The sequence below is a fragment of the Fulvivirga ligni genome, assembly GCF_021389935.1.
In the GTDB taxonomy this organism is placed as follows: Bacteria; Bacteroidota; Bacteroidia; order Cytophagales; family Cyclobacteriaceae; genus Fulvivirga; species Fulvivirga ligni.
In genome coordinates this window covers 2,079,522-2,092,705 of the sequence record NZ_CP089979.1, presented here as the reverse complement: position 1 = coordinate 2,092,705, position 13,184 = coordinate 2,079,522, and the positions used below count along the sequence as shown (strand labels likewise).

The window sequence follows — 13,184 nt, the reverse complement described above, 5'->3', positions numbered from 1 at the left end:
CATTCTCTTTTTATTTGAATACATGATCTAAAAACTCCACAGTATACTTCAAGGTAGGTTCGAACCAGGGGTGAACCAGCCAAAAAGAGTGAGGAGAATCAGGTAATGTATGGGTTTGGTTGAATATTTCGTGTTTGTTTAAAATGCTGAGCATATCATCTCTTCCCGCATGAAACCGGGGCTGTGCACTATTGATGAAAAGCGTCGGTGGTGTGCTTTCATCTACATACTCAAGCGGCGACGCCTCCTTCCACACCTCTGGAACTTCATCTTTATAGCCTCCCAGCCATTTTGCCGCATATTTTCCTTCTTCCGCTTCCGGGTGAATAAATGACACAATGCCATCTATATTCACAATAGCTTGCACACTGCTGGAATGATTCAGATCTCCTTCTTCACCTTCCAGCTGCGGCAGGTCTCCAGTTACCCCCAATAAGGTGGCCAACTGAGCACCTGCCGAGCATCCCAGCACCGCTATTTGTGTTGTATCTATTTGATAATCAGAAGAATTAGCCCTCATCCATCTGATAGCTGCTTTTAAATCATGAACACCTGCAGGATAAGCAATTTCAGGGCTTAATCTATAATCTGGCACCACTGCCACGTAGCCAGCCTTGGCAAGACTTTGCGCCATAGGCACCTGATTGGCCTTCTCACCGGAGCTCCATCCCCCACCGAAAATTAACAGTACAGCAGGGTATTGCTTAGAATTATCAAGAGGATAAAATACATCTACCGTTAGTTCACGGCCTACATCCACATATGGAACATTGTAGTTTTCTCTAATATTCTTGTAATTAAACGGTTCTATAGGCGTAACCTCAGGGTTGTGCTTTTTCAATTTGAGATAGGCACTATAGATATTGTATGAAGTATCCCTGGGATAATCTTGCGCTTTTAAGGCCACCGCACTGAAGATGAAAATCAATATGGTAAAGACAAGTCTCATTCGAATTTCACTGTTCTTTTCTCTTCATGACTTTGCATAGCCAATTCAATTATTCTAATAGTATTTCTTGCTTGCTCAGGAGTAACTATAAGCTCACCTTCCCCCACAATAGCCTGATAGACATTTTGGTAAAACGCCGGATAGTTTCCAGGTTCACTTTTTACCGGATACCTAAAATCTTCACCATCTTCTTCATAGTGAATAACTCCCCATTTATTTTCCGGCTCCTTACCCCAGTCTTCATCATCAAGGGATTTTGTATGTTCATTTAAGGCCGCTTCTTGCACATCTAATCCATATTTTACGAATGCACCATTGGTACCCAACATGATATATTTAGGCAGCGGTTCTTTCACCAGCATTCCTGATTTTATGGTCACTTTGAGTTGATCGTAATGAAGAAGAAGCTCAAAATTATCGGCAATATTACCATTATCTCGTTGCGTAGAAATGAAGGCCGTGAGTGAATGTGGTAATCCAAACAACACCTGCACCTGATCAATAAGATGAGATCCTAAATCATACAAAAGTCCGGTACCCAGGCTCCCCTCCTCTTTCCAGGTATTAGGTCTGATGGTATTTCTAAACCGATCATAATGACTTTCAAACTCTACCAATCTTCCCAGTTTGTCATCTTTCAATACTTTCTGTACTGTAATGAAATCACTATCCCATCGGCGATTATGGTATACTGACAGTACTTTTTGCTTTTCTTTAGCCAAAGCGATTAATTCATCGGCTTCCTTGGAGGTCACTGTAAAAGGCTTTTCTACCACCACATGCTTACCTGCCAGCAAAGCCTCCTTGGCCAGGGAGTAATGTGCCTTATTCGGTACCGCTACCACCACTAAATCGATAGCACTATCCTGGATAATCTCCTGAGCATCAGATACAATTTTGGCATTAGGATATCGCTCATTAGCTATGGATATATTCTCTGCACGCGTTTCTCTAATTTTCACCAACTCCAGGCCTTCCACGTAATGAATCAATGGCGCGTGAAAAACACGTCCTCCCATTCCATAGCCTATTAATCCTACTTTTATATTCTTCATGGTCATTTCTTTTACTGTAGTTAATTCCCTTTTCTATTAAACCAATCTTCTGCTTGAGTGGTTAATTTGCTTCCCAAAATATTCTCTACAGTATACTTTTCTGCTTCTGATTTACTTAGCTGATGAGACCAGCTTACTCTTTTATCTGGATGATCCCCATCTCCATTATTTTGATACTCAGCATATAACGAAGTTTTTTCTGCATCTGGCTTAGACCAATTGTGCCATCCTTCTGGCCTTATAAAATCACCCAGGTTACAATGTATAAACACTGTTTTGGCATAAGGCCTCCATGGACGCCCCAGGTAAACCTTTGAAACTCCTCGGTCTGCGGTGATGTTGCAATCCATAAATACATAGCCAAATTCAATATTCTCCGGCGTAGATGCTGCAGTAATGTAAGAATCTGATTTACTATGTATTTCACATTTATCAAATACAACGGTGGCTTCGCCAAAGATAAAATCAGTGGTTCCTTCGATGTAGCACTTATAAAAATATTGCCTATCTCCCTCACCTGCGGTATAAAGCGTATCCTGATTTCCTTTGATACTGCACTTTCTCACAACGCATCGGTCTGCTTCAATGGCCAATGCTACCGCCTGCCCTACCGGACCAGCAGTATTTTCAATGGTAAGGTTTTCCATTATAAAATCATTTCCCTGAACCAAAAGGGTCGGAGTCATGAAGGTGCTGTTTCGTCCTTTATCTATTTTATTGAAATAATCATCGTAGGTTATGATGGTGCTGTCTCTGTTTTCTCCTCTTAAGGTGACCATATTATTCCAGGAATAAACCTTCACTTTTTCGTGATAGATGCCGTTTTTCACATAAATAGTTATCCTTTTATCTGGAAAAGCCTTAGTATTATTGATGGCTTCCTGAATGGAACTATAATCACCACTGCCGTCTTTTGCTACTGTAATCAGATAATCCACCTTTTGGCTGACAGCTTCACCTGACCAGCAAAAGATCCATTGAATAATCAGTATGTAAAAGACAGATTTTATCATATTATTTCAATTCTAAAACGTAGGTACTTCCCTTTTCTGTATCAAAGTCATATAGCAGAGTTTCAGGTATTTTGTTCTCCACAATCTGATCTGGATAATTAATGAGCGGATCTTTTATCATGGCTGTCTGATAGAGTGGATTACTATTGTCGCCACTAGCGTCTTTTAATTGACCTTTATTGATTTTAAGCGAAAATTCTGTTCTCACCCTACAGTTACCTCCTAGTTTTGAGGTGATTCTTATCTGCTTTATTTTACCGTCTTCCCAGCTAAGATCTATTTCGAAACCTCCTCTGGCCACCAATCCTTTTACTTCTCCCTTTTTCCACTGAGAAGGCAAAGCAGGTAGTATATAAATACTTCCGTCATGACTCTGCATAAGCATCTCCGCTATTCCTGATGTACAGCCGAAATTACCGTCGATTTGAAAGGGAGGGTGCGCGTCTAGCAGGTTAGGATAAGTGCCACCGCCTTCGCCACTTTCTCCTTCCATAGCTGGAGTAAGCTGATCTTCAATAAGTTTAAAAGCTCTGTCTCCATTAAGAAGGCGGGCCCATAAATTGACTTTCCAGCCCATGGACCAACCGGTAGACTTATCTCCGCGATGTACCAGGGAGTTCTTGGAGGCACTGAATAATTCAGGGTGATAAAAGGGCGAAATTTGATTAGACGGAAATAATCCATACAAATGTGAAACATGCCGATGTTTGTCACCCGGGTCATCCCAGTCTTTCATCCACTCTTGCAGCTGACCAAATTTGCCAGTTTGCATAGGCGGTAGTTCCTTGAGTTTTGTATTTACATCAGCCACCAGAGGACCAGATTTCTGCAACTGCTCTGAGGCCTGAATAAAATTGGAAAACACATCGAATACCAGCTGATTATCCATAGTATTACCGGCTGCCAACGATGTACCTCCAGCATGTCTGTTTTCGGGTGACATGGAAGGCGTTACCACTTGCCAATGGTTTAACGGCTCCTCCTGTAACACATCTACATAAAACTGTGCTGCTCCTTTAAGAATTGGGTACACCTCTTCCAGAAATTCCTTATCGCCGGTATATAGATAATGCTGCCACATGTGCTGTGTAAGCCAGGCGCCTCCCATAGGCCACATACCGTAAAACGCACCGTCTATTGGGCCGGTCATTCTCCATATGTCTGTATTATGATGCATGTTCCAGCCTCGTGCTCCATACATTTCTCTCGCACTTTGCTCTCCGGTTTTGGCCAGATCCTTTATCATATCAAACAGCGGCTCATGCATTTCAGATAGGTTGGTCACCTCTGCCGGCCAATAATTCATTTCCGTATTGATATTCACTGTATACTTGCTATCCCATGGTGGAGAGAGCTGATCGTTCCAGATACCTTGTAAATTAGCTGGCTGAGTACCTGGTTGTGAGCTGCTTATCAGCAAATATCTTCCATACTGAAAGTACAATGAGACCAATGATAAATCATGCTCTTTTGAAAAATTTGCTAGCCTCTCATTAGTAGGTTCATTTGACTGTGCCTTTTCACTCAGTGTAAGGCTAACTCTATCAAAGTATTTCTTATAGTCAGTTATATGATCCTTTCTGGCTTCTGCGTAAGTCCTTTTAAGGGCCGCATTTAAAATAGACAAGGCTTTATTTTCAGGGTCAGCTCCCAGATCATTATAACTTTCAAAGTTGGTAGATACTGATATATAGATGGTTACACTGTTAGCACGTTCAATGCTGATGCTTTTTTCTGAGAATTTCACCTTCCCTCCCTCAGCTACTGGCTTAGCAAGACAGGTATATTTTATCTTACCCTTCTTATTATCAACATCGCCTGATACTCCGGAGAGTTTTAAGACATCCTTCTCCACCACTACCTGATGGTGCAGTTGTGGTGTGGAAAGGTTGAGCTTACAGGTAATACTTTTAGGGCGGCTGGCAGTTAGCCTCACCATAATAACGTTATCTGCGAAAGATGAGAAAATCTCCCTTTTATAAGTAACATCATTCACCTCATAGCTTACTGAAGCCATGGCTTGAGCAATATCCAGATCCCGCTTATAGTTTTTTACATTGTCATGCCCGGGGAAGTTAATGAATAGATCCCCCGCTGGCTGATAAGGCATGCCATAATTATTATTTTCAGGAGCATGCCTGGGCACACGAGTCATGAGCAAAGCTTCCGCTTCCTTATATCTCTCTTCAAAAATCAGTTTACGAACTTCAGGTAGCACCTCTGCAAAGCCGGGAGGTATATTATTACCTGGTTCCCCGGCCCAAATGGTTTCTTCATTAAGCTGTAAATGTTCTTCTGCCGTACCTCCAAAAACCATGGCTCCCAACCTACCATTGCCGATAGGCAAGGCTTCATTCCAATTATTAGCCGAATGGTTATACCATAGTTTAAGATCACTCTCCTGACTATAGCCCAACTGAATGGCAAAGCAATATAAAATGCATATAATCAGAATCTTGCGCATAATTTAATGGTCTAGTTTCAGTTCTTTCATGGCATTAAAAACCAACTGAGCTACTGCCTTAGCACCCTCTGGCTGGAAATGAGTATTATCACTTTGGCCTTCCGGATAGGCTTCATATTTTCCGGCTGGTAAGTTCATAAAATAATGATCTGACACATATTCCTTACCCTTTTTGCTAAATGCATCCATAGACAATTGGTTCAGATCTATCAATGGCACCTTATATTCAGCAGCTACATCTTTAGCGGCCTGAGGATATTCGCCATGAACATTCTCCAGATGGCCATTCTCCCATGGGTAATTTCTACAAACAGGAGTTAAAACAATGGGCACAGCTCCTTTTTGCAAGCTTTGCTCCACATACAATCTTAAAAACTCCTTGTAGCCTTCTACATCCACATACCTTTCCTGCTTTGTATCTGCGGCATCATTATGACCAAACTGCATAATGACCACATCATTTTTCTTTAGGTTTTGATAAACTTTCCGCCATCTACCTTCCTGAAAAAAGGTTCTGGTACTTCTTCCTCCTCTTGCCCGATCATCCACCAGCACACTATCCGATTTAATGATACCTTTCACTTGCAAAAGGCTATCAGCCACCATGAATTGCTGAAAAACCTGCCCCCAGCCCGTAACCGGGTATCTGGTTTTCATATAGTCCTTTCCTGGCTCGTAATTATCTGCATAATCCGCCATGGTAGAATCACCAATGAGGTACACTGTAATCGATTTGCTCTTAAAAGTAAAAGCGGTGATAATCAGTGTAACATAAATCAGTATTCCTATTATTGGTCTATACATGCCTGTTAATTATCAGATTCAAATGCCCCAAGATCAGGTGCTGCACCATTAAATGACAAGCCAACATCCACACCTTTATCAATCATGTCACTATCGCTTTTCAAACGCATGAAATCTACATCTGGCAAGCTTCCGTCAGCTTTTCTCGGTGCTAAAAGAAGGTCAATATCAATGCTCTCAAAATCCTCTTCAGAAACGGTAATTCCAAGATCCCAGGCGTTACTAGAAATCTCTTTGCTGGTAGCATTTAATGAACCCACTGTACCCAGTACAGCACTGTTCTTAATGATGAGTTTCTCCAGAGGATTGGTATTACTGAAATTGAGATTGTTGCCATTATCATAGGCGGAGCAGTTAAATAAAGTTACGGTGCCACGGTTGCTGTTATGATCAAAACCATCTGCAGTGTTACCTACTGCCAAACAGTGATGGTATACTGCATTGTGTTTCAGCTGCTTATCGTCACTACCACCTGTTTTAAAGCCATTACCATCGCCACCACCCTGAGTGCCATTTTTAAGGTATCCATTTTTTATAGCCCAGCAGTTTTCATAGGTTGTGGTGATATTATCGGCCCCTCTGAGGTATCCATCCCAGCCATCATCCAGGTTTTGCCATGCTCGGCAACCGATAAATTTATTACCTGTACCAGCCGTAAGCTTACAAGCAAATCCATCTGCATTTTCAATGGATGAATCGGCGTTGAAATAAGAATCACAATTGAGTATAGTATTGTTTGCACCACCGCTATCTATTTGAAGGCCGCTGTCAGAACACTCTGAAAAAGTGCAGAACTCAATGATATTGTTGCTTCCCTGAATTTTAAGGCCATTATCTCCTGCTTTATAAAAATCAATGCCTTTGATATGCCAGTAATCAGCGTTCAGAATTACCCCCTGATTTGATGAACTTTCAGACATGGCAGAGAAGTCAAATTTAGGTCTGCCTCCATCTGCGGCAGCTCTTAAAACAATCATCTTGCTCTCTGACCCAGAAACTTCGATATCTAATCTGCTTGTAAAAGCATAAGTGCCAGCTGCCACTTCTATAACATCTCCAGCTTCTGCATTTTCAACGGCTGTGATAAGAGCAGCTAATGTATTCACTACAACTGTAGCTTCCTGTTCTTCTTCGAAAGAGCTGATAGTTATTTGAACTGTCCCTTTCACAGAGCCACGGTCATTAGCGGTGGCAGTAATGGTTACGGTCCCATTGGCTGTAGCCGTAACTAATCCGTTTTGATCTACAGTAGCAATAGCTTCATCTGAAGACGACCATGTGACTGATCGGTCATCCGCCTCTTCAGGTAAAATTATAGCTGAAACCTGGCTGCTAGTTCCGTTTTTAATGTCATTACCAATGAGCTGAACACTAGTAACATATTTATTTAGATCATCAGAATTTTCGTCCTTACATGCCACGCAGCTTGTGAAGACCATGCATGCTAATAATAGCTGGTATATTTTTATATTTAATTTCATCTTATTCCTTAATAAATTTCTCCAACTCAGGTAAATTTTTCTTTATCTCGGCCACCACTAAATCTGCCACTCTGAATGCCCCATAAGGTGATAGATGCGTATCATCATCTCTGCCGTCAGGCAAAGAAGGGTACTCACCGGGCTTTATGTGCAAGTATAATTTGGCTGAACTTTCTTCACCATAAGCCATCAATAAGGCCTTGGTTTCTTTTTGCAGGTCTAGCAATGGTACTTTTTCTTCTTTTGCTACTTCTCTTACCACTTCAGGGTATCTACCGTGTGACTCTACGAACACACCATTCTCATCAAACTTTCTTCTTACAATTGGTGTGGCTAAAATGGGCTTTCCGCCCTTGGCCCTGGCATCCGCTATGTACTTTTTTAAGTTAGCTCTGTAGGCGGTATCCGGATCTGAATATCTTGAAGGGTCCTTAATCTTTTCATCATTATGACCAAACTCAATGATCACATAGTCACCCGGCTTCATCAAGGATAAGACCTTATCCCAACGGCCTTCATCCATAAAACTCTTGGTGCTTCTGCCATTGACAGCATGATTATCTACCTTAATTCCTTCTTTCAGATACAGCGGGAACACCTGTCCCCAGCCTTTTTCAGGATTGCCATCTTTGAAAGGTTTATTAGCTACGGTAGAATCTGCCACTAAAAAAATGGTTATATCATCATCTTGCCAGAAGCTTTGTAGAGGTATGAGTAAAAGTAGTAGTATGAGGTTTTTCATGATTAGCTGTCTTTGAAGGGCTCAGGTATTACAGAAAAGTGGAGAGCAGGATATTTACTGCTCTCCAACTTGATTATTTCAGCTTTACCGCCTTTTTCTTTACTTCCTTACCCTGGTTGATGGCATCTTCCTTAATATCGCTGTTGGTGATATTAATCTTGTCTGTACCTGTACCCAGTATTCTTATAGCTTCTGTGGTTTTGGTTTCGTAAGTAAAATGATCCAAAGACACGTTCGAGCTATTATAAATTGTGATGGTTTTACCTTTCTCATTCATCACCTTTACATTTTTCAATACCAGCTGGTCAGCATCTATCATCGTAATGCCGTTTTTAGCTTCCAAAACAGCATCTTCCAACTTCACATTGGCCAGTTTCATTTCAGGCAAGCCTTGAAACAAAGCTGCTGTACCAGAGCCTGTTACGGTAATATTTTTCATGAAGATATTTTTGAATGAAGGCGTTTCTTCGGTTACAGGCACGGCTTCTGTTTCACCTATATCCATAGCTTCCTGTCCTTCCTCTGGAATGGGAGAAGCACCACCATAGAACATATTAAATCGGATAGCCTCGGTAGGTATATCAATCATATCAATATCTGATATGTAGATGTTCTCAACTACGCCGCCTCTGCCTCTTGTGCTTTTAAACCTAAGGCCCACGTCAGTGCCGATGAAAGTACATTTGGACACCATAACGTTTTTCACACCTCCGGACATCTCACTGCCCACTACAAAACCACCATGACCATGATACACCGTGTTATACTTTACAATAACATTTTCTGTAGGTATGCCTCGCTTACGACCGTCAGCATCTTTACCTGACTTAAAGCAAATAGCATCATCACCTACGTCGAAGGAGTTATTATACACCAAGGCATTTTTGCATGACTCTAAATCCAGGCCATCACCATTCTGAGAATACCATGGATTACGCACAGTAAGATTTCTGAGAATAACATTTTCGCACATTAGCGGATGTAGGTTCCATGCTGGTGAGTTTTGAAAGGTAGGACCATCTAGCAGTAGTTTATTACATTTCACAAAGCTTACCATCACAGGTCGTAAAAAGTCCTTAACCGCCTCAAACTCTGCTTTGGTTTTAAAAGGAGGAACATTGAAGTTCTGAGTCAATTTATTGGCTTCTTCGTAGGCTTTGCTTGGGTACCATGTATTCTCATCATCACTAAGAATACCACCAGACTTTACCAAGGCCTTCCACTGAGAAGGAGACATTTTGCTCTTTTTCACTGGTCTCCAGGTGCCTCCCGAACCGTCAATAATTCCTTTTCCAGTAATAGCTACATTTTCCAGACCCTCGCCAGAAATAGGTGATTGTGATCTGTAAGTATCCAGCCCTTCAAAGCTGGTTTGTATTAATGGATATTTGCTTTTATCAGCGCTAAATATGATCAGAGCGCCAGCTTCCGTATGAAGGTTAATATTGCTCTTAAACACTATGGGACCAGTTAACCAAACTCCTCTAGGCACCACAACCTTACCTCCACCTTTCTTAGCAACCGCATTGATTGCGTTAGCAAAGGCCTCAGTATTATCATGCATACCATTTCCCACAGCACCAAAATCCGTAATAGAAGCCGAGTGATCAGGAAAAGTCGGCTCCTGTACTTTTGGCATATCAAACTCAACACCGGCATAGATATCCTCCATGGTTTGTCCGGAAGCTGAGTAAAACGATACCACCAAAAAGAGTGTAAAAAATCTATATAGTAGCTTCATAAGTAAATTCTTTTATTCCGTAACTAATACTTCCACAGGATGTGCCAATTCTTTGGCAGTTTTGTTCAGGTACTCAACAAATTGCTCTTTAGTAGTTATGCCATCCATTTCCTTCTCCCAGGCAGCTAAAAAGTAATAAGTCACTTCATTTCCTTCAGGGTTTAATGTAACAACATGACTATGAGCATCTTCAGTGAAGTTTTTCAGGCTTTTAGGAGGGAACAAAATCGCAAGACCCAGATTGTCGTTGTTCAAACTTTGTGCTCCGTAAGTAGCCAGATAGCCCCAGCTATTTTCATCACCTTCTGAGGTGAATAGATCAGTACCTTTATCTTTATGAAGGCCAGTAGCGATATTTTCAAGACTATTTTCCAGGGTAAGCTGCTCTTTAGATAGTCTGGTTCCTGCATGAATACTGATAACAGACTCCAGATCAAGCTCAGTATCAGCCACTTTCCAGCCAAAGTAATCAGTTTGAACGGCAGAGTAAACTGGTCCATTTTCTAATACTTTGCTTATTACGCTGTCAGTTTCTGCTACTCTCATGGCTTTGTCATTATAGTAAGTAGCTATTGATCCTACGCCTAATGATTCACCTACCTTCAATACATCCATGCCCCAATCGCTGAGCTCATGATAAGAATCGAAATTATCTTTCCCTACATGCTGTAATTCCATACCATGACCGGTTTTACCAAACACATCAGTAGCATTTCTCCAGTCAAGATAGAATCGATAGCCAACAAGATCAGACTCCCATCCCGGACCTTCATAGCGGATAAACCATGAATGATCAGTGTGTTCATCTGGAACTCTCAGTGAATCTATGTTCTCAAACTCACCACCCATATATTCTCTGTTCTCAAACTTGCCACCTTTCTTAATAGACAGCTCGGCCTGAGTTCTTTTAGGGTAGTCATGTTTTCTCTCACCATCCACATCAAAATCTATGGTGTACTCCACCTTAGCCTCAGCAGCAAGAGTATCTATCACAAAAGCGATCCCTTCCTCTCCTTTAGTATTATACTGAGATGGCACTTCCTGCTCTCCAAGCATTACGGTAAAGGCATTTTTATTAAAATTTGAAGGCAAATCTGCTGCTTTGATCATTACCAATGTACCCGTTCGTACTTGAGACAATGGGTTATTCACCACAACAGTGAATTCGGTAATACTTTCTGCATCAGTGCTTTCACTTTCATTTTTTGTATTGCTATTGCAACCGAAAAGCACTACTAAAGCCGCGAGCCATAAATTTCTACTCATGTTCATGTTAATTTAAAGGTGTAAATCTGAACCAATCATAATTGGCGTATCCTGAATCATTAATTTTATCTTGTCTTAACGCGAAAATGCCAACCTTAGCTCCTATCCAGCGTCCGGGTACCGCTGTAAACTCATCTCCTACATCTGTAAACTTCTTACCGTTTTCACTGTAGCTAAACTGGCATTTCGCACCCTTACTTACTTCTACCCGGAAGTAAACATCATTACCTTTTATTTTCTTTATGATCTGCTGATTTTCTTTATTGCCATGTCTTACATCATGAGCTACGGCATATTCTATATAAAGACCATCTTCTTTACTCATCAGATTAATATGGGCATAATCCTCACCCATAATTATCAAACCAGTTCTTTCGTTTTGTAACTTTTCATTAGGAAAAAAGCTGAGCTTGGTGGTAACAGCAAATTCCTGTGCCGGAAACTTCTGAAGTAACAAATTCGGCACCGACCAATAGCTGCTTGCATCCTCAGGAATTTGATCTGTATATAATCTCAGGTATCCCTGCGATGCATTAGGAAAAGCCCATGTAGCCTTTGGGTTAGCGTGCCATTGCCATTGTAGCCCTAGACTATTTTCATTGAATTCATCAGTATCAGGTGGCGTCTGCTTGCCGTAGCTCTTGCCTACATTTGGTTTTTTATAAGTAATTACCGGCTCTCCTTTGCCATCTGAATCCTTATCAACACCAATGACTGGCCAGTCATTCTTCCAGATCATGGGTTGTAAATTCACGATTCTACCGTACGCATCTCTGTCCTGAAAATGGGCGAACCAACTTTCGCCTGATTCTAATTCTACCCATCCGCCCTGATGAGGCCCATTGATTTCGGTAGCGCCTTGATCCATAACTATTTTATCTTCATAAGGGCCAAATACATTTTTAGATCTCAATACCATTTGCCATCCTGTAGGCACACCACCAGCAGGTGCGAAGATGTAGTAGTAACCATTTCTCTTATAAAATTTGGGGCCCTCTATGGTTGGATGGTTCTCGTGTCCGTCAAATACAATGGTACCTTCATCCAATAGATGCGTTCCATCAGGGCTCATTTTATTTACAACCAGGATGCTTTTAATACCTGCTCTGCTGCCAGCATAGGCGTGCACCAGGTAAGCTTTTCCATCTTCATCCCAAAGAGGACATGGATCGATGAGTCCTTTACCTTCCTGCACCAAAACCGGAGCTTCCCACGGCCCTTTAGGATCTTTGGCTTTAACCATGTAAATACCATAGTCAGGGTCTCCATAATAGATGTAAAACTCATCATTGTGATATCTGATGGAAGGAGCCCAAACACCATTGCCGTGCTGAGGGATAGAGAAATGATCAAAAGGTGGTTGTCTATCCAGAGCATAGCTCATTAGTTGCCAGTTAATCAGATCTTTAGAATGCAAAATGGGTAAACCCGGAATAGCATTAAAGCTAGAGGCAGTCATATAAAAATCATCTCCCACTTTGCATATATCCGGATCTGAATAATCGGCATAAAGTATAGGATTCTTATAAGTGCCATCACCCTGATCTGACACCCATACTTGCGACAGGCCTGAGCTTTTCTGAGCCAGGACTTGAGTAACTGACAGCAATGCCAGCACTAAAAGTGATAGAGTAAGGGTAGTTCGGATTAGCTGGGTAGGGTTCATAAA

Annotated in this window: 10 protein-coding genes; all 10 read right to left on the bottom strand. The window is 41.5% G+C overall.

Going from position 1 to position 13,184, the window contains the following annotated elements; genetic code table 11:
* Nucleotides 1-10 precede the first annotated feature (10 nt).
* On the bottom strand, nucleotides 11-949 hold the full coding sequence (locus tag LVD16_RS09295; protein ID WP_233773657.1) for an alpha/beta hydrolase: 939 nt from the start codon (nucleotides 947-949) through the stop codon (nucleotides 11-13).
* Nucleotides 946-2,004 carry an oxidoreductase gene (locus tag LVD16_RS09290; RefSeq protein WP_233773656.1) on the bottom strand — a complete coding sequence of 353 codons (1,059 nt, stop codon included), beginning with the start codon at nucleotides 2,002-2,004 and terminating at the stop codon, nucleotides 946-948. The genes LVD16_RS09295 and LVD16_RS09290 overlap by 4 nt, the downstream gene beginning before the upstream one ends.
* A gap of 20 nt (nucleotides 2,005-2,024) precedes the next feature.
* Nucleotides 2,025-3,017, bottom strand: coding sequence for a pectinesterase family protein (locus LVD16_RS09285; RefSeq protein WP_233773655.1), 993 nt, complete (start codon nucleotides 3,015-3,017; stop codon nucleotides 2,025-2,027).
* Between the two features lies 1 nt (nucleotide 3,018).
* Nucleotides 3,019-5,481, bottom strand: a complete 2,463-nt coding sequence (locus tag LVD16_RS09280) for a glycoside hydrolase family 95 protein (protein ID WP_233773654.1) — start codon at nucleotides 5,479-5,481, stop codon at nucleotides 3,019-3,021.
* A 3-nt stretch (nucleotides 5,482-5,484) separates the two neighbouring features.
* Entirely contained in the window at nucleotides 5,485-6,285 is an 801-nt protein-coding gene (locus LVD16_RS09275) for a rhamnogalacturonan acetylesterase (RefSeq protein ID WP_233773653.1), read from the bottom strand.
* A 5-nt stretch (nucleotides 6,286-6,290) separates the two neighbouring features.
* Nucleotides 6,291-7,766 (bottom strand): right-handed parallel beta-helix repeat-containing protein, encoded by a 1,476-nt coding sequence (locus tag LVD16_RS09270; protein WP_233773652.1) that lies wholly within the window; start codon nucleotides 7,764-7,766, stop codon nucleotides 6,291-6,293.
* Between the two features lies 1 nt (nucleotide 7,767).
* Nucleotides 7,768-8,508 carry a rhamnogalacturonan acetylesterase gene (locus tag LVD16_RS09265; RefSeq protein WP_233773651.1) on the bottom strand — a complete coding sequence of 247 codons (741 nt, stop codon included), beginning with the start codon at nucleotides 8,506-8,508 and terminating at the stop codon, nucleotides 7,768-7,770.
* Nucleotides 8,509-8,581: 73 nt separating this feature from the next.
* On the bottom strand, nucleotides 8,582-10,249 hold the full coding sequence (locus tag LVD16_RS09260) for a glycoside hydrolase family 28 protein (protein WP_233773650.1): 1,668 nt from the start codon (nucleotides 10,247-10,249) through the stop codon (nucleotides 8,582-8,584).
* Between the two features lie 12 nt (nucleotides 10,250-10,261).
* Entirely contained in the window at nucleotides 10,262-11,515 is a 1,254-nt protein-coding gene (locus LVD16_RS09255; protein ID WP_233773649.1) for a DUF4861 domain-containing protein, read from the bottom strand.
* Nucleotides 11,516-11,522: 7 nt separating this feature from the next.
* Entirely contained in the window at nucleotides 11,523-13,181 is a 1,659-nt protein-coding gene (locus LVD16_RS09250; protein WP_233773648.1) for a glycoside hydrolase family 43 protein, read from the bottom strand.
* Nucleotides 13,182-13,184 lie beyond the last annotated feature (3 nt).